Source organism: Massilia sp. BHUDP2, assembly GCF_046236355.1.
Classification (GTDB): domain Bacteria; phylum Pseudomonadota; class Gammaproteobacteria; order Burkholderiales; family Burkholderiaceae_D; genus Telluria; species Telluria varians.
The window spans coordinates 877,213-901,566 of sequence record NZ_JBJUVW010000002.1 but is presented as its reverse complement, the minus strand read 5'-3'; the positions used below and the strand labels follow the sequence as shown (position 1 = coordinate 901,566).

The following is a 24,354-nucleotide window of genomic DNA, read 5'->3' as shown; positions in this document are numbered from 1 at the left end:
GCATCCCCCACGCGAGAATCCGATGAATTTTGCCGTAGCGCCGCCGATTGCCGAACACAACAGCAATCTGCTGCTGGCCGCGCTGCCGCCGCAGGAACTGGCGCAGGTCTTGCCGCTGCTCGATCCGGTCACCGTCGCGGTCGGGGACGTGCTGTGCGAAGCCGGCGACCCGCTGCGCTACATCTATTTTCCCCACGACTGCCTGATCTCCCTGATGGGCGTAGCCGAAGGGCGCATGACGCTCGAAGTGGGCCTGGTGGGGCGCGAGGGCATGGTCGGCGCCACAGTGGCGCTCGGCCACGACACCACCCAGGTGCGCGCCATCGTCCAGCGGGCCGGCAGCGCCAGCCGCATGGACAGCGCCCGCTTTCGCGCCGAGGTGGCGCGCAATCCTGCGCTGCAGCGCGTGCTGTACCGCTACACCGACACCCAGCTGGCCCAGGCGATCCAGATCGCCGTATGCAGCCGCTTCCACGTGCTGGAGGCGCGCCTGGCGCGCTCGCTGCTGGTCACGCGCGACCGCCTGCAGTCGGACAAATTCCACCTGACCCACGAGTTCCTGGCGCATGCGCTCGGCGTGCGCCGCGTCGGCGTCACCAAGGCCGCCAGCGCGCTGCAGCAGCAGGGACTGATCGACTACAGCCGCGGCAACATCGAGATCCTCGATCCGGAAGGACTGGCGGCGGCCTCGTGCACCTGCTACGAGATCGTCAGGGAAGCTGGTATCCAGCCGGTCCGCGAGTTCGTGTAAACCCGGACGCCGAATACGAGAAAGCCTGGCAGCGCCAGGCTTTCTCGTATCGCTTGTCGAGCAATCGATCAGTTGGTCTTGCCAACCTGGTTGCCGACCACGCCGCCCACGGCTGCGCCGCCGACGGTGCCGACTGCGCTGCCGCCGGTCAGGGCGCCACCGATCACGGCGCCGGCACCTGCGCCGATCGCGGTGTTCTTGTCTTGCTGCGACATGCCGGCGCAGCCGGTCAGGCCCAGTGCAGCGGTGGCCAGGGTTGCGGTCACTACCAGTTGTTTGATGGTTTTCATGTTGATCTCCTTTACGGTGGGTTATTTCAAGCGCAGGTCATTCTTGACCGACTTCACGCCCTTCACGGTCCGGGCAACCGATGCCGCGGCCGCCACACTGTCCGCCGAGCTGACGAATCCGCTCAGCTGCACAACGCCTTGCACGGTCTCGACGTCGATGTCGAAGATGCTCAGCGTCGGTTCACGCACGATGGCAGCCTTGACGCCGGCGGTGATGGTGGCATCGTCCACATACTGCGCCACCGGTCCACCGCCGCCCGACGTGGCGCATCCTGCGACCTGGCCAAGTGCCAGCATGACCGCCAAGGCGGTCGTGATACCAAATCGCTTCATGCGGCAACGTTCGTCGAGTCCATGTGAGCAAGATACCGTTTTCCGTTTGTACTGATCTGTTCGACAACACACAATGCCATGTAAAAATTGTTTCAGCGGCGCTGGGTCTTGCCCGGCGGCGGCGCCTTCGGCTTCTCGCGCGCGTCGGACAGCAGGCGGGCGCAGTCGCTGTCCTGGCCCGGACCGGTATTGATTAGGGGTAGCAGGGCAGCGACCGGCGCCGCGATGGTGGCCAGCGCGATGGCGCTGCCGGCCTTCATCGCCAGCACGCCCTTGTCCACCGACACGTCCGGCTGGCTGAAGGGGCCGCGCACGTAGAAGGGCGAGCGCAAGGAAATCAGGCGCAGGCCCTTGGTTTTCGGATCGATGCGCAGGTCCAGCTGCTCGTTGGCCAGGTTGATGCTGCCCTCGATGTTGATCAGCGCTTCCTTGGTGTCCACCACGAAGTAGCGCGTGCGCGCCAGGCCGTTGGTGACGGCGAAATCGGTGGCCATGCAGTTGAGCTGCACCTGCTTGTCGCCGAACACCTTGGTGATGACGATATTGGCCACGTTCAGGCCCATCATCTCCAGCAGCATCTTGCTGACCTGGCCCTGGCTGATCAGGGTTTTCAGTTCGCCGTTCGAGCCGGCCAGCAGGCTGGACACGGAATTGCCTTGGGCGGTGAGGTTGGCGTCGCCGCTGATGCTGCCCACCGAGGCCTGCAGCTGTTCGATCTTCGGGAACAGCTTCTTGATCTCGATCTTGCGGGCCGTGACCTTGGCCTGGGCCTTGATCGCCTTCGGGCCCTGGCGGCCGCGGCCGTCAAGACGGATGTTGGAGCGCACCGTGCCCCCGGCCATGGCGAACTCGAGCGGTTCGAGGTTGAGCACGGCGTTATCCATCTTCAGGTGGGTCGACAGCTTGCTGATCGGGAAGGCCGTGTCGCGGATGATGCGGTCGGCGGCGAAGCGCACGTCGGCATCCAGTTTGTTCCAGCGCTCGGTCTTGAATTCCTCGACCGGCAATACCTTGCCGCCGGGCTGCACCGCGTCGGCATTGCGCTCCTTCTTGGCGGCGTTGGAGTCGGCGCCGATCAGCGGCGCCAGGTCGGCGAACACCAGGGTTTGCGAGTGGACCTTGCCCGACAGCTTGGGCCGGGCCCCGCCGGTGGCGTATTCGAGGCGTCCGCCGATGTCCGAGGACCCGACCTTGCCCTTGAAGCCGTCGTAGACCCAGCGCATGCTGCGCTTGCCGTCCTTGTTCTCTTCGCCCAGGGTGCCGGTCAGCCGGCCCGAGGTCGAGAACGGGCCGGTGGTCGGCAGCACCACGCCGGTGAAGTTGTACAGCTGGTCCATGCTGGGGCCGGCCAGCTCCAGCTTCAGGTCGATCGCCGCCAGTTTCGCGGGCCGGGTCGCCGTGCCCTCGATCGCGATCCGCGTTTTGCCCGAGCGCATCTCGGCCTGGATCGGGTAGGGCGTGCTCTGCTGCTTGAGCGAGAGCACCGCGCCGGCCTTGCCGCCGCCGGTGACCGGCGCGCCGTTATAGGTGCCGTCGAGGGTCCAGCCGACCCCGTAGCGCCCGCCGTTCTCGAGCGTGCGCACCTTCGCCGTCACGTCGGCCTTCGTCACCGCGTCCTTGATGTGCACGATGCCGTCGGTCAGCACGATGCGGTCGAGGTCGAGTGTCCATTTGGACTTTTCTTCCTTGCGCTTGAAGGTCCAGTTGTTGCGCTGCTCGTCGAGGCGCAGCAGGTCCACCCGCGGGCCGTCGAAACGCAGCAGCGGAATGTTGATGGTCTTCGACAGCAGGGCGAAGGGATTGACCGAGAACGAGAACTGGCGTGCGCTGCCGGAATCCTGCGCCGGCAGGCCGGCCGGGTTGCCGACGTGGGTGTCGTTGGCGATCAGGTGCGGCCACGGGATGTGGTCACGCCAGGTGCGTTCCGCCGGCGCCATGGTCTTGGCGGGGCGTTCCCATTCGACGTTCAGGTTGCCGCGGATTTCGAAGGGGCGTTCGATGGCCTCGCTCACCTTGGCATTGATCCAGGGGCGGGCGCGGTTCCAGTCGAAGGTGAGGATGAACACGATGGCGATCACCGGGATGGCGACCAGGACCCCAAGGATGCTCAACAGTATTTTGCTGCTCTTGCGGCGCGCCGGATGACGGCCCTGCGCCGCCTGTTTGTCGGTCTCGGCCATGGCGGACTCTCGGTGGTAGCTAGGTTCAGGCCAGCTTAGCGCAAGGCCTTTACGCCCAATGTGCGCTGCCTAACGCTCTCCTGTTGAGCAGATCGCTACGAGCCGGGCAATGTGCGGCAGCGAACCGAAGGCAAGAGATAACAGGTTTATAACGTTACCAAGGACATTTCCTCATCAAAAGGAGAAAAGCGATGGACCAAGAACATGCGATGCGCCGTCTCTTGACGCCGCTGGCTGCTTGCGCCGTGCTGGCGCTGGTGGGCTGTGCCAGCCCGCAGAAGGCGCCTGCCACCGCCGACGTGGCGGTGTCGCGCAATGCCGTCGAGAACGCCGTGTCGGCCGGCGCCGCCGAGCTGGCTCCGGCCGAGATCACCGCCGCGCGCGACAAGATGGTGCGCGCCAACGCGGCCCTGGCGGCCAAGGACTACAAGCTGGCCCGCGAGCTGGCGATCCAGGCCCAGGCCGACGCCAAGCTGGCGCAGAGCAAGGCCAACTCGGCCAAGGCCACCGCGGCGGCCAACGCGCTCGACGCCGACCTGCGCGTGCTGCGCGAGGAAGTCGAGCGTGCCAATGCGCCGTCGGCCACGACCTCGACGCAGTAAGCCGACGCCGTAATAAGAAGAAGTTCCCTTCATTGACCGCCGCGCCATGCGGCGCCCAGGAAAAAGGACAAGCCATGAAAACCCGTTCCACGATGTCGCTGCTGGCCGCCGCCGTGCTGGCCACGGCCTGCGCCACCGCCCCGATGACCACGCCGACGCTGGACCAGGCGCGCGCCGATTTCGTCTCCGCCAACAACAATCCACAGGTCGCCCAGTATGCGCCGCTCGAATTCAAGCAGGCCAGCGACGCCCTCGACCAGGCCAATGCCGCTGCCGCGCGCCGCGAAAGCCTGAACGACGTCGACCGCCTGGCCTACGTGGCCAAGCAGCGCGTCGCCACCGCGGTGGAGGTGGCCAGGGCAAAGGCGGCCGAAGCCGACATCGCGAACGCATCGCGCGAACGCGACCAGGTCCGCCTGGCGGCCCGCACCGCGGAGGCCGACCGCGCCAAGCGCGAGGCCGAGGCCGCCCAGGCCCAGGCCGCCCAGGCGCAGGCCCAGGCACAGGCTGCCCAGCAGCAGGCCGCCGACGCCCAGCAGCAGAACGCCGCGCTGGCCCAGCGCGCCGCCGTGCTGGAAGCGCTGCTGGTCGAGCTGCAGGCGGTCAAGACCGAGCGCGGCTATGTCGTGACGATCGGCGACGTGCTGTTCGCCACCAACCAGGCGACCCTGACACCGAACGGCATGTCGACCTTGCGCAAACTGGCCGACGTCATGGCGCAGAACCCGAACCGTACCGTGCTGGTCGAAGGGTTTACGGATAGTACCGGCAGCTCCTCTTACAACCAGGAACTGTCGCAGCGCCGTGCCGAAGCCGTGGCCTCGGCGCTGGGCTCGATGGGCGTGCCGCGCGATCGCATCGCCATGCGCGCCTACGGCGAGGCCTTCCCGGTGGCCCCGAACGATACGGCGTCCAACCGCCAGCTCAACCGCCGGGTCGAGATCGTGCTGTCGAACGAGAATGCACAGATCCCGCCACGTACGGCGGGACGTTGAGCTGATTCCTGCAACAAGGTTCACGAGGTAAGACTATGGAAGAAAAGAAACACCTGGCGCATGGCTTCGACGTCGGAGCCATCCGCCGCGCGGCGGCCAACCTCGACGACGGCGCCGTCACCGAGGGCTACCAGGCCGACCGCGAGGCGGTCATCGCGATGCTGAATGACGCGCTGGCCACCGAGCTGCTGTGCGTGCTTCGCTACAAGCGGCACTACTACACCGTGAGCGGCCCGAACACCGGCCACATCAAGGCCGAGTTCCTCGAGCACGCCCAGCAGGAGCAGGACCATGCCGACCGCATCGCCGAGCGCATCGTGCAACTGAACGGATCGCCGAACTTCAACCCGGCCACGCTGACCGCGCGCAGCCATGCCGAGTACGACGATTCCGACGACGTGCAGGCGATGATCCGCGCCGACCTGATCGCCGAGCGCGTGGCGATCGAATCCTATCGCCAGATGATCCAGGCGATCGGCGACCGCGACCCGACGACGACCAAGATGCTTACCGACATCATGGCCGTCGAAGAGGAGCATGCCGACGACATGCGCGACCTGCTGGCCTGAGGCCGGCTTTACATTCATTACCCATCGATAACAATGGAGCACACCATGCTAGACACCACCCGCAGCAACCTGAAATCCCACGCCCACGGCTACCAGTTCGACAGCAAAGCCGCCGACGCATCGTCGGACATGCAGGCACTGGTGCGCGACGCCCAGTCGATGCTGAGCGCCGCCGCCGCCCTGACCGGCGACAAGGCCGAGGAACTGCGCAGCCGCGGCATGGAGCTGCTCGACCGCGCACTGGGCCGCGCCAGCCACTACCAGGGCCAGGCGATGGAAAGGGGCAGGGAACTGGCCCACGAGGCCGATGTCTACGTGAAGGACAACCCATACCGTACGCTCGCGGTTGCCGCCGGTATCGGCGTGCTGCTCGGCGTCCTCCTGAGCCGTAAGCCGTAAGCGCCGCCGGGGACCGCCATGCAAAAAGACGACACCGTCGTGCATACCCCCGGCCTCATGGGCGGGATCTCCAGCCTCATGAAAAGCCTGTTCGGCCTGGTGGTATCGCGCGTGGAACTGGCCGCGCTCGAGCTGTCCGAGGTGCGCAACCACCTGATCGAACTCGTGGCCCTGTTCGGCGCGGCCATCCTGGCGATCTGGTTCGCCATCGCCTACGGCACCGCGACCATCGTCGCGCTGGCATGGGACGACATGGGCTGGAAGATCCTGCTGATCCTGTTCGTCGTGTTCCTGGTCATCACCGGCATCCTGGTGGCGAAAGGCCTGGCCCTGCTCAAGCAGGACAAGCTCTCGTTCCCGGCGACCATGAAGGAACTGAAGAACGACCGCGACATGCTGCTCTAAGCGGCGACACGAAGGAGGGGAAACATGCACAATCAAGATGGAACGACCGGACTGGCCGGCCACAAGCACAGCCTGGACCCGGTGGCGCGCAAGCAGGAGCTGCTGCGCGAGGGCGAGTTCTTCCGCAACAACGTGGCGCATGCGCGGGCGCAGATTCGCCACGCGGCGCGCCCCGAGGTGATGTTGCATAGCACGATCGACCACGCCACCTGGGCCCTGCGCGCACGCGCCGACGCCCTGTTGAAACCGACCGGCACCAGCGTGTCGGTGCTGATGCCTTACGGGCTGGCGCTGTTCAACTTCATCCGCCAGCGCAAGCTCGGCAAGCCTGCCGGTGCTGCCGCCATCCTGCTGGGTGTGGCAGGCTGGTACATGAACAAACGCCGTGTCCAGCAGAACGGGCTGAGCTGACACGGCAAGGAAGTCAAACCGATCCGAATATGGTGGGGCTTGAGCGGCGTCGCAATCATTGATTGCACGCCGTTTTTTTTTTCGCTCGTACGGACGAGTCAGGGAGCGCGTGCTTGTGGCAGCAGGGGGCTCGGTTCTACCGACCGCCCTGCACCAGGCTGCATCGGCGCTGCAGAGGGTTCAGGGCGTTTCTCCCTGCCCAGCCACCCGCGCCTTGGCCTGCGCCATGTCACGCTGGTAGACCGCGCGCGCTTCCTGCATGCATGCGTTGCGCTCGGCCCCCGGCGCTTTCTTGCAGGCGTTCCGTGCTTCCTGCAATGCCGCGCCGATTTCCTTCTGCAGCGTGCGCATCCGCGCCTGGCTGGTCGCGTCTTCGCGGTACCAGCGCGCCGGGTCGCCCTGGGCGATTTCACGCGCCTGCTTGCTGGCGGCGGCGGGATCGACGAGGGCGTCGCTGCTGGTCTGGGTCTGGGGCTGGATAGGGGTCTGGGCGTGGGCGAGCATGGTGCTGCCGAGCAGGCAGGCACAAGCCCCGCGCAGCACGGTCGATAGGATTCGCATGGTGTCCTCCAGGGTCGGAAGAAGTGCCGCGGCGAGGCCTGCCGCAGCACAAGGGAGGGCACCGGGCCGCTGAACAGCACGGCCAGCACGAGGACCGGCGCCCGTCGTTCCGGTCGGGTGATGCCGGTGCAGGGACGCACCGGCCGGGGAAAGGCGGCGCTGCCCGCTTCCCTCGGTCACGACCAACGGTGGCGATCTTTTCCTGATCGCCGATGCCGATCAATAGCGATAGACGCGGCCGTCGACGATGCGCACGCGGTTGCCCACGCGCAGGTCGTAGACGCTGTCCTGGTTCACGGCGCGGTATTCGCCGTTATCCATGCGCACGTTGATCTGGTACATCTCGGCGCCGCCGGCCTGGCGGTTGCGCTCGACGTTATTGCCGATCGCCGCGCCTGCAACGCCGCCGGCGACGGTCGCAGCGGTACGGCCGCTGCCGCTGCCGACCTGGTTGCCGGCCAGGGCGCCGACCACGCCGCCCAGGATCGCACCGGCGCCGCTGGTGCGGTTTTCGCCCTGGACGACCTGGATCGACTCGATCGTGCCATAGCCCATCGAGACGTTGTTATAGCCGCTGTTGTAGCCGTTGTTCGACGCGTAGGGGTTCGACGAGGTACTGGCGCAGCCGGTGAGGAGGGCGGTGGAAGCCAGCACGGCAACAGCGAGGGTACGGGTTGCTTTCATGTTGTTCTCCTGATAAGTGTATGGCTCCAGCTTAGCCACGGCCGCGCAAGGGGTCTGTGCGTTGCCTAACCGTCCTTGCCCAGCATATCTGGCTCCTTTTTCAGAGAGCTTCCACGCCAAATTTGATTCATATACAGATGACTTGTTGCAGGAAGCCTGCTGTGTTCGGCACCGAACAGAAACTGCGCCAACCGACGTGTAAAACGTCATTAGCGTGTTGACAAATGGAGAATAAAAAATGAAAACATCCCATGCATTCCTGCTCGTCGGCGCCGCGCTCGCCTGGGCTGGCGCGGTACGGGCACAAGCCGTGCCGGATGCGAAGACGGCCTACGAACAGGCCAAGGCCACCGCCGAAGCGAACTACAAGTCGGCGCGGGCGCGCTGCGACCAGATCGCCGGCAACCCGCACGACCTGTGCATGGCCGAGGCCAAGGCCGCACGCGTGCGTGTCGAGGAAGAAGCCGAGGCCGCCTACAAGAATACCCTGTCGGCCTATACCCAGGCCCGCATGCGCATCGCGTCCGCCAACTACGACCGCGACAAGGTACGCTGCGCCGCCGTCACCGGCAACGACCGCGACGTCTGCATGGAGCAGGCCAAGGCGACCCTGGTCGCCGCCCAGGCCGATGCCAAGGCCGACCGCAAGGCCATCGAAGCGCGCCAGGATGCGCGCGAAGACAAGCTGGCCGCCGAATACCGCGTCGCGATCCAGAAATGCGACGCCTACGCCGGCGCCGTCAAGGACCAGTGTGTCAACACTGCCAAGACCGCGTTCGGAAAATGATCCCACTTGCCCGCATGGGCTTTACTGTAGTTAGACCACCGCAGTTTTTAATCAAGGAGCTATTATGAAAATCGCACAACGCCTCGTCACCGCCGCTTTTACCGCCGCCGTCGCCATTACCGCCGTGGGCTGCTCGTCGAACCCGACCTCGAAGAGCGCCGGCGAGTACGTCGATGACGCCGTGATCACCACCAAGGTCAAGGCCGCCTTCGCCGCCGATCCGACCGTCAAGGCGACCGAAGTGAACGTGGAAACCTACAAGGGCGACGTCCAGCTGTCGGGCTTCGTGGCCGAGCCGCGCGACGCACAGCGCGCCGTGGAAATCGCGCGCGGCGTACAAGGTGTAACCTCTGTGAAGAACGACATCCGCGTCAAGTAATCCCCAGCGCCGGGGCGGCCCGGCTCCATTGTCAAGGCACGATCCATGCAGCTCGCACCACCCGAACCTGTCGAACCAGCTGCAAGCGCGCCCGACAATGCCGCCCCGGCGGCGCCAGCCTCCGCTTCCCCGGCGGCGGGACAAGGCGCCGAGCCCGGCCCTGCAGGCGACGAGCTCACGATGCACGTGGGCGGCCTGCGGCTGCCGATCCACGTCAACGCCCGCGGGCTCTCGCTGGGCATCCTCGCCACCATCGCCAGCCTGTTCGCGCTCCAGTGGGCGCAGAAATTCTTCGTGCCGCTCCTGCTCGGCATCTTCATCGCCTATACCCTCAATCCGGTCGTGCGCTGGCTCGAGCGCTGGCACGTCAAGCGCGTCATCGGCGCGACCCTGGTCACCGCCGTCATCATGGGCGCGCTGGGCGGCACCCTGTACCGGCTGCAGGACGAATTCTTCAACATCATCGACGAGCTGCCGACCCTGACGACCAAGGTCACCAGGATCCTGACCGACAGCACCGGCCAGCGCTCGACCATCCAGCAGGTGCAGGCCGCCGCCGCCGAGATCGAGCGCGCCGCCTCCAGCGCCACCGGCGGGGAAGAGCGCCGTGCGATCCAGAAGCGCACCCAGTCGGTCCCGCCGGCGCCCGCGGCCGGCAGCAGCATCCGCGTGATGGACTGGGTGCTGGCCGGCTCGATCGGCCTGGCCACCTTCCTGTCGCAGGCCACCATGGTGGTGTTCCTGGTGTTCTTCCTGCTGCTCGCGGGCGACACCTTCAAGCGCAAGCTGGTCAAGCTCACCGGGCCCTCGTTGACGCGCAAAAAAGTGACCGTCCACATCCTGGACGACATGAACAATGCGATCCAGATGTACATGTTCATGCTGCTGGTGACCAACGTGCTGCTGGCGCTGCTCACCTGGGCGGCACTGCGTGCGATCGGCCTCGAGAACGCCGGCGCCTGGGCCGCCTTCGCCGGCGTGGCCCACATCGTGCCTTACTTCGGCCCGCTCCTGATCACCATCGCCACCGGGGCGGTGGCCTTCTTCCAGTTCGAGTCGCTGCGCATGGTAATCCTGGTGGCCGGGTCCTCGCTCGGGATCGCGACCCTGGTCGGCATGGTCGTGACGACCTGGATGACCGGCAAGATCGCCAAGATGAACCCGGCGGCCGTCTTCGTGAGCCTGCTGTTCTGGGGCTGGCTGTGGGGGATGTGGGGCCTGCTGCTCGGCGTGCCGGTTGTGGTGGTGCTGAAGGTGGTGGCCGAGCGGGTCGAGGGGATGGAAGCGCTGGCGGAGTTGCTGGGGGAGTAATTTGGTCCAGTGGACCAAATTACGCTCGGGCGGCGGTGCCGCCCGGCTAGAAACACAGTGTGCAGACCGATAGCGCCAACCAACGCCGCCGCTTGGCTAGGAGCACAGTGTGCAGACCAATAGCGCCGACCAACGGCGCCGACCAACAGCGCGAATTACCCCGCGCGCCCGTTCTTCCAGGTGACAGTCGGCTCAGGCGGCGCATCCTCCTTCTTCTTGTCCCCGGTCTCATGCGCCGGCTTGTGCTTCAGGCTGCCCATCTTGAGCGCATACTGGCGGGCGAACTCGGCGCCCAGGAAGAAGATCTGCGCCGAGTAATACACCCAGAGCAGCAGGGCGATCAGCGAGCCGGCCGCGCCGAAGCTGTCCGTGGTGCCGCTGTTGCCGATGTAGAGGCCGATGCCGAACTTGCCGAGCGTGAACATCGCTGCCGTGCCCAGCGCACCGATGGTGACGTCGTGCCAGGACAGCTTGATGCGCGGCAGCAGCTTGTAGATTACGCCAAACAGGGTAGCGATCACCAGGAAGCTCACCGCCGAGGCGACCCAGCCCATGACCACGGCGGCTTCCTTCCACATGCCGCCGATGTAGGTCTCGACCACCGCCAGTGCCGCGCTGACAACCAGCGAGACCATCAGCAGGAAGCCCAGCACCAGGATCAGGCCGAAGGAAAGCAGGCGGGTGCGCACCAGGTTCCAGAAGCCGGACTCCTTCGGCGGCGGAACGTCCCAGATTTCGTCCAGGCTGTCCTTCAGTTCCGAGAATACGGTGGTGGCACCGACGAGCAGCAGCACGAAGGCGACGATGGTCGCGAACAGTCCGCTCTCCTTGTTCTGCGCGCCGGCCAGGATCGCCTGGATGGTTTCGGCCCCCTGCGGACCGACGAGGCCGCGCAGCTGGGCCAGCAGTTGTCCCTGGGCCGCTTCGGCGCCGTAGAAGAAGCCGGCGATGGCGATCACCAGCACCAGCACCGGCGCCAGCGAGAACAAGGTATAGAAGGCCAGTGCCGCCCCTTTGCTGGAGGCGCGATGATCGAGCCATTCCATTACCGCGCAGCGCATCACGTGGACCAGCTCACGCGAATACGGCAGCCATTTTTTGATAGCCATGACTCCTCCAATTGAAAAGGGGGCCGCAGCCCCCTTCGATCATGCGGTGATGCCCGGCCGTCTTGCCGTGCGGGACGGTAAGCGCGGCCGGGCAGGCATTGCCGCCTGTTACTGAACGCGCTTCTCGACGGTGATCTGCTCGACCTCGACGCGGCGGTTCGGCTCCAGGCAATCGATCAGTTCCTGGCGCTTGCGCTGGTTGCACTGGACCAGCGGGTTGGCTTCGCCCTTGCCGTAGGCCTTCAGGCGGTTGCCGTCCACGCCTTTGCTGACCAGGTAGTCGCGCACGGTGTTGGCGCGGCGCTCGGACAGCTTCAGGTTGTATTTTTCCGAACCCAGGCGGTCGGTGTAGCCGGTGATGTCGACGTCGGTGACGCTCGGGTCGGCCTGCAGGGCGGCGGCGATTTCGTCCAGCTTCGGCGACGGCATGATCAGGTCGGACTTGTCGAACTCGAACAGCTTGGTGGCTTCCAGGGTGACCTTCTCGAAGCGCGGCGGCGGCGGCGGAGCGACCGGTGCCGGAGCCGGAGCCGGGGCTTCCACGACCGGTGCCGGTGCCGGGGCCGGTGCCAGCGGCGCCGGCGGCGGGTTGAAGGCGTAGTTCAGGCCGATGCTCATGTACTTGTTGTTGATGCGGCGCGGGCCGAACTGCTCGTGGTCGCGCAGGAAGCCGCGCACGGCGCGCACGTCGAACTGCATCGACCACTGTGGGCTCAGCGTTGCCTGATAACCGATACCGGCGGTCAGGTAAGGCGAATTCTTGCCGACATTGCGCAGCGGGTTCTGCACCTTGTCGCGTTCGATACCGACACCGAGGAGCACGAAGGGACGGAAGCTCTTGCGCGAGAACATCAGCAGGGCGTCGGCGCCCAGCAGGGTCTGGCGGTAACGCGCCGGGCCGTCTTCGAAACGCACCTGGCTGCCGCCGAACTGGATGTCCCACATTTCGTTCACGGCCTTACCGAACTTCAACCCGCCGCCCCAGTCGCGGTCCGCCACGCCCATGCGTGCGTCCGGCTTCGCAAGGATGACGCTCGGCTGGATGTACCACGACGGGTTGATGACTTCTTGGGCCATGGAGCTGCCGGCCGCGCACAGGAGGGCGGCGGCCAGGGCGATCTTCTTCGTATTATTCACAGGTGACTCCCATAAGGTGAAGGGTTATTGACATCGCATGCCTCGACACAGATGTTGGATAAAGATTAACAGTGCAAGTTCCGCAATCTCGGTGCGGTAGCGCACCTAGCAGCGATGACCTGTGCAATTTTACAACAGTGGTAAAAATGTCACATGGCGCTGGCGTGCGCACCATTTTGGTGCTCGATTTTTTTCACGTGGAAACAAGCGCGGCTGCCGGCCTTCGACAAGCGGCCTTATCAAAAATGCTTGCAGGAATAATTCTGAATGTTGGATGGCGCACAGACCGGGATGTCTGACGCAGGCAATCTTGAGCCCAGTTAAGCGGAACCGAGGTGTTGTCAGGGTGTCATACGACACACAGCGACCCGGACCACACAGTCTCACTCTCTAAACGGAGCTCAAGAACATGCATGCAACGACCCATCACAACGCGGTGCAAGGCGACATCGGCGCGGTGCACACTTCCAGCAACTCTGCGCTGATCGAACGCGTCCCCCCGCAACCGACCGAGCGCGCGCCGATTTCGCTGGCGCCGATCGAACGCGTCCGTTCGACCTCGGCCACCCAGCGCCGGATCGAAAACATGCAGAAACTGATCAACGAACTGTCGACCCATGAAATGCTGGCCGACGAAATCGCATGGTTCCTCAAATTCTCGCCCTCGGGCGCACGCAAGTACATCCGTGACCTGCGCGAAGCCGGCGTCATCGAGCTGGCACGCTACATCGAAGGCACCGCCACCTACCTGGGCAAGGCCGTGTACCAGATCTGCCCGGACCAGGAGCGCGTCAAGGCCTTCCTGGCCGCGATCTGCCAGCCGAAGCGCGAAGGCGCCGCCCCGCGCAAGGAGCGTCCGGGCCTGCGCGAGCAGAACATGGCCGGCAGCGGCCGCCACTTCCACATCCTGGCGGACGACACCCATTACGCAATCCGCGTGAATCGCAGCCCGGTCACCCGCGATCCGCTGGTGGCAGCCCTGTTCGGCCCGGCCCCGAGCCAGACCGCCAAGGAACGCGCTTAATAAGCGCACCCGGCCGGCCGCGGTAGAGACCCGCGGCAGCCGCCGGTCCAGACGATCGCTGTCGTCATTCAAGCCGCGCACCGCGCGGCTTTTTGTTTTTCAAGTGAACAATTTTTAACGACTGTGTGTTGAAATCCGGTCAATAAGCCCTACCTCCCTCCCATCGCGGCCGCGCTGCCGCCACAAGGAAAGGAAGACCGATGCCAAGCACTTTACCGACCGCGGAGTCCCTGCAGGGCAGGCCGGTCCCGCGCGTGAGCTTCAAGGCGCGCCCCGACGACCAATGGCAGGACATCAGCACGGACGAGCTCTTCAAGGGCAAGACCGTGGTCGTGTTCTCGCTGCCCGGCGCCTTCACGCCCACCTGTTCCTCGACCCATCTGCCGCGCTACAACGAGCTGGCCCCGACCCTGCGCGAGAACGGCGTCGACGACATCGTCTGCATCGCCGTCAACGACGCTTTCGTGATGAACCAGTGGAAGTCGGGGCAGGATGCCGGCAACATCACCCTGATCCCGGACGGCAACGGCGACTTCACCGAGGGCATGGGCATGCTGGTCGACAAGCGCGACCTGGGTTTCGGCATGCGCTCCTGGCGCTACGCGATGCTGGTCAAGGACGGCATAATCGACAAAATCTTCATCGAGCCACAGCGCGAAGGCGACCCCTTCGAGGTTTCGGACGCCGATACGATGCTGAGCTATATCAACCCGAATGCGAAGATTCCCGAGCCGGTGGTGATGTTCTCGCGCCCCGGCTGCCCGCATTGTGCGCGCGCCAAGGCCGCCTTGCGCGAGAATGACATCGTGTTCACCGATATTTCGGAAGACCAGAAGATCACGACGAGCGTGCTGCGCGGCCTGACCGGCCGCCTGACCTGGCCGCAGGTATTCGTGGGCGGCAGGCTGATCGGCGGCGCCGACGACGTGCTGGCATGGGTTGCATCCTCACGGGAAGCCTGACATGGAAGGCATCATCGCCGGCCTCATCGGGGCCGGACTGCTGGCGGCATGGCTGTTGCCGAAGCTGCGTCTGCGCCGCGCACTGGCGCGTCCGCTCGCGCCGGAGCTGGTGGCCATCCTCGAGCGCAACCTGGCCCAGTACGCCCGCATGGACGAGGGGCAGCAGCGGCGCCTGCGGCGCCTGGTCCAGCAATTCCTGCACGAAAAAGCCTTTGTCGGCTGCGCCGGCCTCGAGGTGACGGACGAGATGCGCGTGACCATCGCCGCCCAGGCCTGCATGCTGGTGCTGGGACGGACCGGCGACGCCAGCCCGGCAAACCTGTACCCGTCGCTGCATGCGGTGCTGGTCTATCCGGGCGCCTTCCTGGTGCCGCGTCGCGAGGTCGATGCCGCCGGCGTCGTCACCGAGCAGCGCCAGGACCTGCTGGGCGAATCCTGGGGCGACGGCCGCGTGATCCTGTCCTGGGACCATGTGCGGCGCGCCGGGGCGGATGAACCCGAGAGTCACAATGTGGTGCTGCACGAGTTCGCCCACCAGCTCGACAGCGAATCGGGCAGCACCAACGGCGCGCCCTACCTGGGCAGCACCGAGCGCTACCGTAGCTGGTCCGAGGTCCTGTCGCGCAACTACGCGGCCTTGCGGCGCGATGCGATGTGGGGGCAGCGCGGCGTGCTCGACCATTACGGCGCGAGCAGCCCGGCCGAGTTCTTCGCGGTGGCGACCGAAAGCTTTTTCGAGCAGCCATGGGAACTGTCGGCGCGCCACCCGGACCTGTACGAGGAATTCCTGAAGTATTTCCGCGTCGATCCGCGCGACTGGGTGGCCGAACCGCAGCCGGTGTTCGACGATCCGTTCCAGCATGGTGTCGTCTACGGCCAATGGCGCTAGTCCTGCGCCTGAGCTGCGTGCGTGTCCGTACAGAGCAATACAGGCGCGGCGGAGCATAGTTGAGCTACCAACGATCCAGGAGAAATCGTCATGTCCACCATTATTGCAGGGCGTTTCCAGCTTCAGGATGAAGTCGACCGCGCGCGCCGCGCGCTGGCCGACGCAGGTTTCGACAACGGCCGCATCAGCGGGTTCTACCTGAGCCAGCCGGGCCAGCACGACCAGACCCCGATCGGGGGCGATCATCTGCAGTCTCCCGGCGCCAAGGAAACGCCGGAAGGCGTGGTGCAGGGTGTCGCTACCGGCGGCGCGGTCGGCGCGGTGATCGGTGCCGCCACCGCACCCGTTACCGGACCGCTGGGCCCGGTCGTCGGCGGCCTGGTCGGCGGTCACGTCGGCTCGCTGTTCAGCTTTTCCAAGATGAAGGAACGCGGCGAATCGGAAGAGGGCAGCGCCGAGAACCGGGTGCCGCCGCGCGAAGCCGGCATGCTGGTCGCGGTCGCTTTCGACGACGCCGGCATGGCGGATCGCGCGGTCGACGTGCTGCGCCAGCTCGGCGCCCACCACATCGAGCGTGCCGAGGGCAACATCGTCGACGGCGACTGGGCCGATTTCGACCCCAGTAGCCGCCCCGAGCTCATCGCTTGAGCTTCGGTCTTGCCTTGATCTTGGTCAACAAGGCTCGCAAGCCGCTTCCCTACATTCGGTAGATCGCATCCCGGGACAGTCCCGTCAGGCTTGTCCTTGAAGGATGCCGTATACCAAGTCCAAGGGATCCTTCATGAGCAAACGTGTCGCCCTCGTCACCGGGTGCATGAGCGGACTCGGCACGGCCTTGTGCCGCCGCCTGCATCTCGACGGTTTCACCGTCGCCGCCACCTTTTCGCCATCCAAGCACTACGGTCGCGAATGGCTGGCCAGCCAGCGCCGCGACGGCATGGAATTCATCGCGCTCGAGGCCGACGTGGCCGACTTCGAGTGCGCGGGCCGCGCGGTCCAGCGCCTGCTCGGGCATGCCGGCCGGATCGACGTGCTCGTCAATAATGCCGGCCTGGCGCGCGACCGCAGTATCTGCAGGATGGGCCTGGACGACTGGCATGCGGTGATGGGCGTCAACCTCGACGGCGCCTTCAACATGGCGCGCCATACCATCGACACGATGGTCGCGCAGCGCTGGGGACGCATCGTCAACATCGGCTCCGTCAACGGGCAGCAGGGAGCGCTGAACCAGGCGACACTGGTGCCGCCAAAGCCGGTCTGCACGGCCTGACCAAGGCGCTGGCGCTGGAGTCCGCGCACCACGGCGTCACCGTCAACACGGTGTCGCCGGGCTACCTCGACACCCGCTCGACGCACGACGTGTCGCCGCAGGTGCTGCACGAACGCATCCTGCCGCAGATCCCGGTCGGCCGCGTGGGTCAGCCCGGCGAAGTGGCGGCCATGGTGTCCTGGCTGGTGTCGGACGCGGCGGGCTTCGTCACCGGCGCCAACCTGGCGATCAACGGCGGACAGCACATGTGCTGACGGCGGCCGCAAGGCCGCGCGCCTTCATGCCGGACTCAGCTTGCCTTGGCCGGGGGCTTCGGCTTGAGCGCATCGAGGGCCTTGCCGTGCTTGTCGATCTTGTCGACGGCGGCCAGGATCAGCGCTGGCTGGCCGGTCGCGGCGGCGCCGGCCAGGGCCAGCAGGCCGCCCACCAGGCCGGCCGCCTCGCCGATGGCGCCGATCTTGCGGATCTTCTCGGCGGCGTCGGCGGTCAGCTTGACGAGCTGGGCCTGCTGCTTGCCCAGGCCCTTGACGATGAGGGTGGCGGCGTCGACGTGCAGGCCGTTGGCGCGCTGGCGCAGCAGCACTTCGTCCTCGAACAGGGCGCGGGCCTTGTCCTGCACGTGTTCGGGCACCGGCCGGCCGCCGTAGCTGCGGATCTCCTGCATCACGCGCTCGTGCAGCTGGTCGGCGCAGGCCGACAGGTGGTCGGCCAGCTCGACGATCTTCTCGGTGCTGGACAGGGCGGGGCCGGCGGTGGCGGCCGGGCCCTTGACGGCCGGTCCGGCGGGCGCCGCGGCATCCGCCGCGTCGAGGACGGCGGCGGCATCGACGTCGGCCTCGGCCGGGGACGCAAGGTCGGCGGATGCGCTGCCGGAACGGGTCGGGGTGGTAGCCATGTGTCCTCCTGTTTACCGCGCTAGGTTCTCAGCCGCCGGACAGCCCGTCGCGGATGGTGCGCAGGTCACGTCCGTAGTTGGCCAGCAGGCGCCGGATTTCCGCGTCCGACAGCTTGCCGAGGTTCTCGCGCATTTTCTGGTGCCCGAGCGCCACCTTGGTCAGGCCCTGCAGGGCCAGCTCGTAGCGGCGGTCGACCAGCTTGTACTCGGTGGCCTTGTTCAGGTAGTGCACCTTGGCCAGCGTTACCAGCATGCGGTCGGAATTGCGCGTCGAAAACGGGATCTCGACGTCGAAGATGCCGAGAATCGTCTTCTTCTCATTCTCGTTGGTCTTGTAGTAGAGGCGGGTGAGCGAGATCATGGCGTCCAGCAGCACCTGCACGTCGGCATCGCCATCGCGCACCATGGTTTCCACGCTGCGGTTCTGGTAGCCGGAGGCGATCACGCGCGTCAGCAGGCGGGTCAGGCCGGTATAGGCCGTGATGTGGCGCTGCTGCAGGCCGGACTCGGCATTGGCTTTCAGGCCGTTGCCGAGGTCGTCGATGCGCTCGGACAGGTCGTAGCGCGCATCGCCGGCGAGCAGGCTCAGGGTCTGCATGTAGAGCACCAGGGTCTTCTGGATGGCGATGAAGTCCTCGTGCACCGCCTTGCGCTTGGCGTCGTTCTCGCGCGCCAGCTTGTCGGCGGCGGGGGACAGGTAGGGTTGTTCGCGCTCGTAGGTGTCGCGGTAGCGGCGCGCCAGTTCGGCGTAGCCGCCCAGCCGCGCCGAGGCATCGGCGAATTCGCGCACTTCCTGCAGGCTGACCGGGCCGCCGGTGGTCGTCAAGCAGCCGCCCAGCAGCAGGCCGCACAGGATCGGAAGGACGACGAGCAGGCGGATCGAGAGATGTCGCAACATGGGGATCCTTTCTGGCCTAGGGGAGCGGCCCGAAAGTCCCCATTGTTTCAAACTCCGCGCGGCAAAGTCTTGCTGGCGGTCAAGTGCCTGAGCTTACACAAGCAGGTATGCACGCCTTATTCGACTTTGCTGCGGTCGAAATGCGGATTCTGGATCACGCCGAACAGGTTGCCGTAGGGATCGCGCACCGTCGCGACGCGGATGCCGCCGCCGACGTCGGTCACGGGCGCGTCCACTTCCGCACCCAGGCCCGCCAGGCGCGCGACCTCGGCCTCGATGTCTTGCGTGCCCCAGTAGGCGGTGGCGCCGGCGCTGCCCGGCTGGCCGTCGGGGATCAGGCCCAGTTCGAAGCCGCCCACTTCAAAGCCGACGTAGAAGACTTCGTTGAAATAGGGCGCCTTGCCGAGGACCTGCTCATACCAGGCGGTGGCCTCGGCCAGGTTGGTGACGGGGTAAATTACGGTGCGCAATCCCTGGATCATCGTGGCTCCTTCGGCCGGGTAAAGCATCGATGCTGCCCGAAGCTTCACGCCCTGTCCAGCCAGGATGCATGACGCTTGCGTTCTTCGTGCAGCCAGGCGAGCGAAGCCTGCGTGTCGCCCTGCGGCAGATATTCGCAGCCGACCCATCCTTCGTAGCCGAGTTCGTCCAGCAGGCCGAACAGGAAGGGGAAATTGATCTCGCCGGTGCCGGGCTGGTGGCGGCCCGGCACGTCGGCCAGCTGGACGTGGCGGATCAGGGAGAGGTGGCGGCGGATCGTTTCGGCCAGCTCGCCCTCCATCCGCTGCATGTGGTAGATGTCGTACTGCAGGCCCAGGTTGGGGGCGCCGACTTCCTCGATGACCGCCACCGCCTGGCGCGTGCCGGTGAGGAAATAGCCGGGCATGTCGCGGTCGTTGATCGGCTCGATCAAGAGGCTGATGCCGTGTTCCCGGCAGCGCGCCGCCGCATGGCGCAGGTTGGCGACGTAGGCGGCGTGGGCCCGTTCATGGCCGAGGTTCGGCGGCATCCTGCCGGCCAGGCAGTGCAGGCGGCGCACGCCCAGCTCGAGCGCATAGTCGAGGGCCAGGTCGACCCCGTCCTGGAATTCCGCGCTGCGGCGCGGATCGCAGGCCAGGCCGCGCTCGCCGGCGGCCCAGTCGCCGGCCGGCAGGTTGTGCAGCACCAGTTCCAGTCCGTAGCGCTGCAGGCGCGCGGCGATCTGCTCGGCCTCGAAGGCATACGGAAACAGGAACTCGACCGCATCGAAGCCGGCCGCGCGTGCGGCGGCAAAGCGGTCGAGGAAGGGGAGCTCGTTGAACAGCAGGCTCAGGTTGGCGGCGAATCTCGGCATGCGGCGCTTCGGTGGATGGGAATCCCGCTATCCTAGCCGATTCGGCCCCATGCTTCCCGGCTTACTGACTACCGCCCAGCTGGGCCAGCAGGGTCGAGGTCGACTCGATCTGCTCACGCGAGGGCGCGCCGAGCAGCATGCGGCTGACGTTGTGCACCACCACGGCGGCATTGAGCACTAGTTCGCTGCCGGTGGGCGTGATGATGGCGTAGCCGACGCGGGCATCGCGCGGATCGCTCTGGCGGCCGACCAGGCCGATCTTTTCCAGCGGCAGCAGCGAGCGGGTGACGCCGGAGGCCGTCAGGCCCAGCTTCTCGGCCAGGTCGACCCGGCGCAGCCGCCCGCCCGGGGCACGCTGCAGGCTCAGCAGCAACTGGTAGTCGGCAAAACTGATGCCGTGCAGGCTGCCCAATGAACTGTCGAGGCGCCGCGACAGCGCCGCCCAGGCACGGGCCATGCGCAGGCAGAACTCGCTGGTGGGGCTGTCAGGGGGAGTAGCGGTAGCGGGAGTGTGGTTCGTGTCGGTCATGGCGGGGTCCAATTGTTGAGATAAAGTTGATTGCTCAAATATATACCTCCTTGCGACACTTGGCAAGTGTTTGAGTAATCAACTATCACGTTCTGGCGAGAAAAAAGGCCGGCGTCGATGTCGTCGACGCCGGCCTTCATGCGAAGCGGGCAGGACAGCGAGCGCTGCCCGTGCGATCAGCGCTCGCGGCGTGGTGCGGAACCGCTGCGCGGACCGCGGCTGGCGCTGCTGCCATTGCGGTTGCCGCCGTTGGCGCCCGCAGGGCGGTTGCCTGCCGGACGGCCGCCATTACCGCCACCGTTGCCGGCACCGGCACTGCGCGGCTGGCCCTGGCCGCCGCGGTTGCCGCCTGGGCGACCGCCACCGCGGTTCGCATGGCCCGGGGCGCCGCTGCGCAGCTGGATCGGCTGTGCTTTCGCGGTCGGGTCCGGCTCGAAGCCCGGGATCACGTGGCGGGGCAGGGTCTGCTTGATCAGCTTCTCGATGTCCTTGAGCATCTGGTGCTCGTCCACGCACACCAGCGACACCGCTTCACCGGTGGCGCCGGCACGGCCGGTACGGCCGATCCGGTGCACATAATCTTCCGGCACGTTCGGCAGGTCGTAGTTGACCACGTGCGGCAGCTGGTCGATGTCGATGCCGCGTGCGGCGATGTCGGTGGCCACCAGCACCTGCAGGCTGCCGTCCTTGAACTCGGCCAGCGCCTTGGTGCGCGCCGACTGGCTCTTGTTGCCGTGGATCGCCATCGCGCCGATGCCGTCCTTGCCCAGCTGTTCCACCAGCTTGTTGGCGCCGTGCTTGGTGCGGGTGAACACCAGCACCTGGTGCCAGCTGTTTTCCTTGATCAGGTGCGACAGCATCGGGTGCTTCTTGTCGCGGTCGACCGGGTGGATTTTTTGTGCGATCACTTCCACGGTCGAGTTGCGGCGCGCCACTTCGATCGACTGCGGGTTGTTCAGCAGCTTGTCGGCCAGCGCCTTGATGTCGTCCGAGAAGGTGGCCGAGAACAGCAGGTTCTGGCGCTTCGGCGGCAGGATCGCCAGCACTTTCTTGATGTCGTGGATGAAGCCCATGTCCAGCATGCGGTCGGCTTCGTCCAGAATCAGGATCTCGATCTTGGACAGGTCGACGGTGCCCTGGCCGGCGTGGTCGAGCAGGCGGCCCGGGGTGGCGACCAGCACGTCGACGCCCTGCTTGAGCAGCTTGATCTGCGGGTTGATGCCGACGCCGCCGAAGATCACGGCCGAGTTCAGGTTGGTGTACTTGCCGTACAGGCGCACGCTTTCCTCGACCTGGGCCGCGAGTTCGCGGGTCGGGGTCAGCACCAGGGCGCGGATGGCGCGCGGGGCAGTCTTGTTCTTGAGCGCCTGGCCGGTCTTGTCCGACGAGAGCAGTTGCAGGATCGGCAGGGTGAAGCCGGCGGTCTTGCCGGTGCCGGTCTGTGCGCCGGCCAGCAGGTCGCCGCCGTTCAGGACGGCGGGGATGGCCTGGGCCTGGATCGGGGTCGGATTGGTATAGCCTTGTTCAGTTACCGCGCGGACGATCGCATCGGATAAACCGAGAGTAGAAAAGGACATAAATTCTCAATAAAGGTCGGCCCGCCGCCACTGTGGCGCCAGTCCTGGAAATCGGATTAGTCATTGCTGGCGGACGCGGTGGTGCCGCGGGGACGCCGGACGCTGTTGCCACGCGCAAGCACAGGCGGGACAGCCGGGATTATAGAGGAGTTTGTTTCTCTATGGAAAGTTTCTGACCGGGACTTTCCAGCCGGTGAAGCGGGCGTGTGGTTGATGAACCGGCACGCCCGGAAGCACGGAGAGTATTTTACGCGAAATCGCGCAAGCCGGCCTTGGCCAGCCTTAGGGGACGCTTAGGCGAAGGCCGCCAGCAGCGGAACCATGGCGCCGAACACCTTCGGGCCGGCGGCGATGATGTCGCCCTTGTGCAGGTAGTCCGATTCGCCGTTGAATTCGCCGACGATGCCGCCGGCTTCGGTCACGAGCAGGGCGCCCGCCGCGATGTCCCACACCTTCAGGCCCTTCTCGAAGTAACCGTCGATGCGGCCGGCGGCCACGTTGGCCAGTTCCAGCGCGGCCGAACCGCCGCTGCGCACGCCGTGGCAGCGCGAGGCGACCGTTTCGTACATGCGCAGGTATTCGGCCAGCGCGCGCGGATCCGGACCGTGGCCCGAGGCCAGCAAGGCCTTGCCGATGCGGTCCTTGCTGCTCACGCGGATGCGCTTGTCGTTCAGGTAGGCGCCGGCGCCCTTGGTGGCGGTGAACAGGTCGTTGCGCACCGGGTCGTAGACCAGGGCGTTGGTGATCACGCCTTTCTGTTGCAGGGCGATCGAGATGCAGAAGTTGGGGTAGCCGTGCAGGAAGTTGGTGGTGCCGTCGATCGGGTCGATGATCCACACGTTTTCGCTCTCGTCATTCAGGTTCTTCGACGCGCCCGATTCCTCCGCCAGGATGGCGTGGTCCGGGTAGGCCTTCAGCAGCGTTTCCACGATCGCCTGTTCCGACGCCTGGTCGATGTCGGTGACGAAATCGTTGTGATTTTTTTCAGAAATGGTGATGCGATCGAGGTCGAAGGACGCGCGGTTGATGACGGTGGCGGCGCGGCGGGCGGCCTTGACGGCCGTATTGAGCATTGGGTGCATGGGCTTTCCGTGGAAAAAACGCGAACGCCCACCACGCTGTCGAGCGCCGTGAACGGTCAGCTGAATAGAGAATGACAAAGAGCAAAGCGGTGCCGAACCCGTTACAATCCACGACTTTCCAGCCCCGGATGACAACAGCCCGCACCGCGCGATGGCGCTATTTTAAATGAACCCGACCGAAATCAACACATCTCTGTTCAAAAGGCTCCGTTTCGTGCTGGTCGAGACCAGCCGCGCGGGCAATGTCGGCTCGGTGGCGCGCGCCATGAAGACGATGGGATTCAGCGAACTGGTGCTGGTGTCGCCGCGCTGCGACGATCCGCTGAACGATGCCGAGGCGGTGGCGTTCGCGAGCGGCGCGGGCGACGTGCTGGCCAATGCCCGCATCGTCGGCAGCATCGGCGAAGCGCTGGAGGGCTGCAATTTCGCCGCCGCCGTGTCGGCACGCCTGCGCGAATTCTCGCCGCCGGTGTGGACGCCGCGCGCCTTCGCGGCCCACGCGGCGGGGCAGGGCGAGTTGCGGCCCGCACTGGTGTTGGGCAACGAGCGGGTCGGCCTGCCGAACGAGATCGTCCAGCAGTGCAACGTCTTGATCAACATCCCCTCGAACCCGGACTATTCCTCGCTCAACCTGTCGCAGGCGGCCCAGGTGCTGGCCTACGAATGCCGGCTTGCGGCGACCGGCGACACCGTCGAGGAACGCGGCGTGGGCTTCCACGGCGACGCCGCCAGCATGGCGCAGATCGACGGCATGTACGCCCACCTGGAAGAAGCGCTGGTGGCGATCGGCTTCCTCAACGCGAACAACCCGAAGAAGCTGATGCCGCGCCTGAAGCGCCTGTTCTCGCGCACCGGGCTCGAGACCGAGGAAGTCAACATCCTGCGCGGGATCGCCCGTGCGATCATCGAGCAGAAGCCCAAGAAATAGCGTGCAAAGAATATTTGCCTGCAGGGTCAGGGATGCAAATTTCCTTTGCACCCTGCTCGTCGTG

At 65.9% G+C, this 24,354-nt stretch carries 29 protein-coding genes and 1 pseudogene; 16 read left to right on the top strand and 14 right to left on the bottom strand.

Translation table 11 applies throughout. The features are described from left to right. The first annotated feature begins 22 nt into the window (after window positions 1-22). Window positions 23-751, top strand: a complete 729-nt coding sequence (locus ACK6C6_RS14685) for a Crp/Fnr family transcriptional regulator (protein ID WP_409267898.1) — start codon at window positions 23-25, stop codon at window positions 749-751. A 68-nt stretch (window positions 752-819) separates the two neighbouring features. On the opposite strand, the gene ACK6C6_RS14680 is transcribed toward ACK6C6_RS14685, so the two are convergent. The 3 genes from ACK6C6_RS14680 to ACK6C6_RS14670 all read right to left on the bottom strand — a co-directional run bounded on the left by ACK6C6_RS14680 (window position 820) and on the right by ACK6C6_RS14670 (window position 3,554). Beyond that, window positions 820-1,041, bottom strand: coding sequence for a glycine zipper 2TM domain-containing protein (locus tag ACK6C6_RS14680; protein ID WP_209588624.1), 222 nt, complete (start codon window positions 1,039-1,041; stop codon window positions 820-822). A gap of 21 nt (window positions 1,042-1,062) precedes the next feature. Continuing rightward, window positions 1,063-1,374 (bottom strand): BON domain-containing protein, encoded by a 312-nt coding sequence (locus ACK6C6_RS14675; protein ID WP_313032785.1) that lies wholly within the window; start codon window positions 1,372-1,374, stop codon window positions 1,063-1,065. A gap of 92 nt (window positions 1,375-1,466) precedes the next feature. After that, on the bottom strand, window positions 1,467-3,554 hold the full coding sequence (locus ACK6C6_RS14670) for an AsmA family protein (RefSeq protein WP_409267896.1): 2,088 nt from the start codon (window positions 3,552-3,554) through the stop codon (window positions 1,467-1,469). 191 nt (window positions 3,555-3,745) lie between these two features. Between ACK6C6_RS14670 and ACK6C6_RS14665 the strand changes: the two genes are divergently transcribed. From ACK6C6_RS14665 to ACK6C6_RS14640, 6 genes are all read left to right on the top strand, one after another. Beyond that, window positions 3,746-4,156 (top strand): DUF4398 domain-containing protein, encoded by a 411-nt coding sequence (locus tag ACK6C6_RS14665; protein ID WP_409267895.1) that lies wholly within the window; start codon window positions 3,746-3,748, stop codon window positions 4,154-4,156. 74 nt (window positions 4,157-4,230) lie between these two features. Continuing rightward, the gene (locus ACK6C6_RS14660; protein ID WP_036216652.1) at window positions 4,231-5,151 is read left to right on the top strand and encodes an OmpA family protein; all 921 of its coding nucleotides are present in this window, start codon (window positions 4,231-4,233) and stop codon (window positions 5,149-5,151) included. A 35-nt stretch (window positions 5,152-5,186) separates the two neighbouring features. After that, window positions 5,187-5,720 (top strand): bacterioferritin, encoded by a 534-nt coding sequence (locus ACK6C6_RS14655; protein ID WP_409267894.1) that lies wholly within the window; start codon window positions 5,187-5,189, stop codon window positions 5,718-5,720. A 45-nt stretch (window positions 5,721-5,765) separates the two neighbouring features. Next, on the top strand, window positions 5,766-6,119 hold the full coding sequence (locus ACK6C6_RS14650) for a YqjD family protein (protein WP_036216648.1): 354 nt from the start codon (window positions 5,766-5,768) through the stop codon (window positions 6,117-6,119). 18 nt (window positions 6,120-6,137) lie between these two features. Next, complete coding sequence (locus ACK6C6_RS14645) at window positions 6,138-6,524, top strand: phage holin family protein (protein ID WP_036214457.1); 387 nt, start codon at window positions 6,138-6,140, stop codon at window positions 6,522-6,524. Window positions 6,525-6,548: 24 nt separating this feature from the next. After that, the gene (locus ACK6C6_RS14640) at window positions 6,549-6,935 is read left to right on the top strand and encodes a hypothetical protein (protein ID WP_209588619.1); all 387 of its coding nucleotides are present in this window, start codon (window positions 6,549-6,551) and stop codon (window positions 6,933-6,935) included. 180 nt (window positions 6,936-7,115) lie between these two features. On the opposite strand, the gene ACK6C6_RS14635 is transcribed toward ACK6C6_RS14640, so the two are convergent. Together ACK6C6_RS14635 and ACK6C6_RS14630 are read right to left on the bottom strand one after the other, a co-directional pair. Next, window positions 7,116-7,496: a hypothetical protein gene (locus ACK6C6_RS14635; protein WP_409267893.1), complete on the bottom strand. Its 381-nt coding sequence runs from the start codon at window positions 7,494-7,496 to the stop codon at window positions 7,116-7,118. 219 nt (window positions 7,497-7,715) lie between these two features. Then, on the bottom strand, window positions 7,716-8,180 hold the full coding sequence (locus tag ACK6C6_RS14630; RefSeq protein ID WP_027866110.1) for a glycine zipper 2TM domain-containing protein: 465 nt from the start codon (window positions 8,178-8,180) through the stop codon (window positions 7,716-7,718). Between the two features lie 238 nt (window positions 8,181-8,418). Between ACK6C6_RS14630 and ACK6C6_RS14625 the strand changes: the two genes are divergently transcribed. The 3 genes from ACK6C6_RS14625 to ACK6C6_RS14615 all read left to right on the top strand — a co-directional run bounded on the left by ACK6C6_RS14625 (window position 8,419) and on the right by ACK6C6_RS14615 (window position 10,657). Next, window positions 8,419-8,967: a hypothetical protein gene (locus tag ACK6C6_RS14625; RefSeq protein WP_027866109.1), complete on the top strand. Its 549-nt coding sequence runs from the start codon at window positions 8,419-8,421 to the stop codon at window positions 8,965-8,967. Window positions 8,968-9,031: 64 nt separating this feature from the next. Next, window positions 9,032-9,346, top strand: coding sequence for a BON domain-containing protein (locus ACK6C6_RS14620; RefSeq protein ID WP_027866108.1), 315 nt, complete (start codon window positions 9,032-9,034; stop codon window positions 9,344-9,346). Between the two features lie 45 nt (window positions 9,347-9,391). Further along, window positions 9,392-10,657 carry an AI-2E family transporter gene (locus tag ACK6C6_RS14615; RefSeq protein WP_409267892.1) on the top strand — a complete coding sequence of 422 codons (1,266 nt, stop codon included), beginning with the start codon at window positions 9,392-9,394 and terminating at the stop codon, window positions 10,655-10,657. Between the two features lie 155 nt (window positions 10,658-10,812). Here the strand turns inward: ACK6C6_RS14615 and ACK6C6_RS14610 are convergent, their stop codons facing one another. Further along, window positions 10,813-11,766: a YihY/virulence factor BrkB family protein gene (locus ACK6C6_RS14610; RefSeq protein WP_209588616.1), complete on the bottom strand. Its 954-nt coding sequence runs from the start codon at window positions 11,764-11,766 to the stop codon at window positions 10,813-10,815. 108 nt (window positions 11,767-11,874) lie between these two features. Continuing rightward, window positions 11,875-12,903 (bottom strand): OmpA family protein, encoded by a 1,029-nt coding sequence (locus tag ACK6C6_RS14605; protein WP_409267891.1) that lies wholly within the window; start codon window positions 12,901-12,903, stop codon window positions 11,875-11,877. 409 nt (window positions 12,904-13,312) lie between these two features. Between ACK6C6_RS14605 and ACK6C6_RS14600 the strand changes: the two genes are divergently transcribed. The 5 genes and pseudogenes from ACK6C6_RS14600 (at window position 13,313) to ACK6C6_RS14580 (ending at window position 17,302) form a co-directional block, all read left to right on the top strand. Then, window positions 13,313-13,927 (top strand): winged helix-turn-helix domain-containing protein, encoded by a 615-nt coding sequence (locus tag ACK6C6_RS14600; protein ID WP_027866105.1) that lies wholly within the window; start codon window positions 13,313-13,315, stop codon window positions 13,925-13,927. Window positions 13,928-14,127: 200 nt separating this feature from the next. Then, window positions 14,128-14,889: a glutathione peroxidase gene (locus ACK6C6_RS14595; protein WP_036216641.1), complete on the top strand. Its 762-nt coding sequence runs from the start codon at window positions 14,128-14,130 to the stop codon at window positions 14,887-14,889. A gap of 1 nt (window position 14,890) precedes the next feature. Beyond that, window positions 14,891-15,778, top strand: coding sequence for a M90 family metallopeptidase (locus tag ACK6C6_RS14590; RefSeq protein WP_209588613.1), 888 nt, complete (start codon window positions 14,891-14,893; stop codon window positions 15,776-15,778). 90 nt (window positions 15,779-15,868) lie between these two features. Beyond that, window positions 15,869-16,426: a hypothetical protein gene (locus ACK6C6_RS14585; protein ID WP_209588612.1), complete on the top strand. Its 558-nt coding sequence runs from the start codon at window positions 15,869-15,871 to the stop codon at window positions 16,424-16,426. 103 nt (window positions 16,427-16,529) lie between these two features. Further along, a pseudogene (locus ACK6C6_RS14580) lies at window positions 16,530-17,302 on the top strand (SDR family oxidoreductase). A 35-nt stretch (window positions 17,303-17,337) separates the two neighbouring features. Here the strand turns inward: ACK6C6_RS14580 and ACK6C6_RS14575 are convergent. The 7 genes from ACK6C6_RS14575 to ACK6C6_RS14545 all read right to left on the bottom strand — a co-directional run bounded on the left by ACK6C6_RS14575 (window position 17,338) and on the right by ACK6C6_RS14545 (window position 23,353). Next, the gene (locus ACK6C6_RS14575; RefSeq protein WP_409267888.1) at window positions 17,338-17,943 is read right to left on the bottom strand and encodes a hypothetical protein; all 606 of its coding nucleotides are present in this window, start codon (window positions 17,941-17,943) and stop codon (window positions 17,338-17,340) included. A 28-nt stretch (window positions 17,944-17,971) separates the two neighbouring features. After that, the gene (locus ACK6C6_RS14570; RefSeq protein WP_409267887.1) at window positions 17,972-18,841 is read right to left on the bottom strand and encodes a hypothetical protein; all 870 of its coding nucleotides are present in this window, start codon (window positions 18,839-18,841) and stop codon (window positions 17,972-17,974) included. Between the two features lie 116 nt (window positions 18,842-18,957). After that, on the bottom strand, window positions 18,958-19,323 hold the full coding sequence (locus ACK6C6_RS14565; protein WP_209588610.1) for a VOC family protein: 366 nt from the start codon (window positions 19,321-19,323) through the stop codon (window positions 18,958-18,960). A 44-nt stretch (window positions 19,324-19,367) separates the two neighbouring features. Continuing rightward, complete coding sequence (gene hyi, locus ACK6C6_RS14560) at window positions 19,368-20,174, bottom strand: hydroxypyruvate isomerase (protein ID WP_409267886.1); 807 nt, start codon at window positions 20,172-20,174, stop codon at window positions 19,368-19,370. Between the two features lie 61 nt (window positions 20,175-20,235). Continuing rightward, window positions 20,236-20,703 carry a MarR family winged helix-turn-helix transcriptional regulator gene (locus ACK6C6_RS14555; RefSeq protein ID WP_409267885.1) on the bottom strand — a complete coding sequence of 156 codons (468 nt, stop codon included), beginning with the start codon at window positions 20,701-20,703 and terminating at the stop codon, window positions 20,236-20,238. Between the two features lie 176 nt (window positions 20,704-20,879). Further along, window positions 20,880-22,280: a DEAD/DEAH box helicase gene (locus ACK6C6_RS14550; protein ID WP_209588607.1), complete on the bottom strand. Its 1,401-nt coding sequence runs from the start codon at window positions 22,278-22,280 to the stop codon at window positions 20,880-20,882. A 293-nt stretch (window positions 22,281-22,573) separates the two neighbouring features. Then, the gene (locus ACK6C6_RS14545; protein ID WP_027866095.1) at window positions 22,574-23,353 is read right to left on the bottom strand and encodes an inositol monophosphatase family protein; all 780 of its coding nucleotides are present in this window, start codon (window positions 23,351-23,353) and stop codon (window positions 22,574-22,576) included. Window positions 23,354-23,528: 175 nt separating this feature from the next. On the opposite strand from ACK6C6_RS14545, the gene ACK6C6_RS14540 reads away from it, so the two are divergent. Beyond that, window positions 23,529-24,290 (top strand): RNA methyltransferase, encoded by a 762-nt coding sequence (locus ACK6C6_RS14540; RefSeq protein ID WP_409267884.1) that lies wholly within the window; start codon window positions 23,529-23,531, stop codon window positions 24,288-24,290. Window positions 24,291-24,354: the final 64 nt, after the last annotated feature.

Excerpts from the sequence above, each read along its gene's own strand:
- ACK6C6_RS14685 (WP_409267898.1), top strand. The coding sequence starts at position 23 with ATGAATTTTGCCGTAGCGCCGCCGATTGCCGAACACAACAGCAATCTG.
- ACK6C6_RS14680 (WP_209588624.1), bottom strand. The coding sequence starts at position 1,041 with ATGAAAACCATCAAACAACTGGTAGTGACCGCAACCCTGGCCACCGCT.
- ACK6C6_RS14675 (WP_313032785.1), bottom strand. The coding sequence starts at position 1,374 with ATGAAGCGATTTGGTATCACGACCGCCTTGGCGGTCATGCTGGCACTT.
- ACK6C6_RS14670 (WP_409267896.1), bottom strand. The coding sequence starts at position 3,554 with ATGGCCGAGACCGACAAACAGGCGGCGCAGGGCCGTCATCCGGCGCGC.
- ACK6C6_RS14665 (WP_409267895.1), top strand. The coding sequence starts at position 3,746 with ATGGACCAAGAACATGCGATGCGCCGTCTCTTGACGCCGCTGGCTGCT.
- ACK6C6_RS14660 (WP_036216652.1), top strand. The coding sequence starts at position 4,231 with ATGAAAACCCGTTCCACGATGTCGCTGCTGGCCGCCGCCGTGCTGGCC.
- ACK6C6_RS14655 (WP_409267894.1), top strand. The coding sequence starts at position 5,187 with ATGGAAGAAAAGAAACACCTGGCGCATGGCTTCGACGTCGGAGCCATC.
- ACK6C6_RS14650 (WP_036216648.1), top strand. The coding sequence starts at position 5,766 with ATGCTAGACACCACCCGCAGCAACCTGAAATCCCACGCCCACGGCTAC.
- ACK6C6_RS14645 (WP_036214457.1), top strand. The coding sequence starts at position 6,138 with ATGCAAAAAGACGACACCGTCGTGCATACCCCCGGCCTCATGGGCGGG.
- ACK6C6_RS14640 (WP_209588619.1), top strand. The coding sequence starts at position 6,549 with ATGCACAATCAAGATGGAACGACCGGACTGGCCGGCCACAAGCACAGC.
- ACK6C6_RS14635 (WP_409267893.1), bottom strand. The coding sequence starts at position 7,496 with ATGCGAATCCTATCGACCGTGCTGCGCGGGGCTTGTGCCTGCCTGCTC.
- ACK6C6_RS14630 (WP_027866110.1), bottom strand. The coding sequence starts at position 8,180 with ATGAAAGCAACCCGTACCCTCGCTGTTGCCGTGCTGGCTTCCACCGCC.
- ACK6C6_RS14625 (WP_027866109.1), top strand. The coding sequence starts at position 8,419 with ATGAAAACATCCCATGCATTCCTGCTCGTCGGCGCCGCGCTCGCCTGG.
- ACK6C6_RS14620 (WP_027866108.1), top strand. The coding sequence starts at position 9,032 with ATGAAAATCGCACAACGCCTCGTCACCGCCGCTTTTACCGCCGCCGTC.
- ACK6C6_RS14615 (WP_409267892.1), top strand. The coding sequence starts at position 9,392 with ATGCAGCTCGCACCACCCGAACCTGTCGAACCAGCTGCAAGCGCGCCC.
- ACK6C6_RS14610 (WP_209588616.1), bottom strand. The coding sequence starts at position 11,766 with ATGGCTATCAAAAAATGGCTGCCGTATTCGCGTGAGCTGGTCCACGTG.
- ACK6C6_RS14600 (WP_027866105.1), top strand. The coding sequence starts at position 13,313 with ATGCATGCAACGACCCATCACAACGCGGTGCAAGGCGACATCGGCGCG.
- ACK6C6_RS14595 (WP_036216641.1), top strand. The coding sequence starts at position 14,128 with ATGCCAAGCACTTTACCGACCGCGGAGTCCCTGCAGGGCAGGCCGGTC.
- ACK6C6_RS14590 (WP_209588613.1), top strand. The coding sequence starts at position 14,891 with ATGGAAGGCATCATCGCCGGCCTCATCGGGGCCGGACTGCTGGCGGCA.
- ACK6C6_RS14585 (WP_209588612.1), top strand. The coding sequence starts at position 15,869 with ATGTCCACCATTATTGCAGGGCGTTTCCAGCTTCAGGATGAAGTCGAC.
- ACK6C6_RS14575 (WP_409267888.1), bottom strand. The coding sequence starts at position 17,943 with ATGGCTACCACCCCGACCCGTTCCGGCAGCGCATCCGCCGACCTTGCG.
- ACK6C6_RS14570 (WP_409267887.1), bottom strand. The coding sequence starts at position 18,841 with ATGTTGCGACATCTCTCGATCCGCCTGCTCGTCGTCCTTCCGATCCTG.
- ACK6C6_RS14565 (WP_209588610.1), bottom strand. The coding sequence starts at position 19,323 with ATGATCCAGGGATTGCGCACCGTAATTTACCCCGTCACCAACCTGGCC.
- hyi (WP_409267886.1), bottom strand. The coding sequence starts at position 20,174 with ATGCCGAGATTCGCCGCCAACCTGAGCCTGCTGTTCAACGAGCTCCCC.
- ACK6C6_RS14555 (WP_409267885.1), bottom strand. The coding sequence starts at position 20,703 with ATGACCGACACGAACCACACTCCCGCTACCGCTACTCCCCCTGACAGC.
- ACK6C6_RS14550 (WP_209588607.1), bottom strand. The coding sequence starts at position 22,280 with ATGTCCTTTTCTACTCTCGGTTTATCCGATGCGATCGTCCGCGCGGTA.
- ACK6C6_RS14545 (WP_027866095.1), bottom strand. The coding sequence starts at position 23,353 with ATGCTCAATACGGCCGTCAAGGCCGCCCGCCGCGCCGCCACCGTCATC.
- ACK6C6_RS14540 (WP_409267884.1), top strand. The coding sequence starts at position 23,529 with ATGAACCCGACCGAAATCAACACATCTCTGTTCAAAAGGCTCCGTTTC.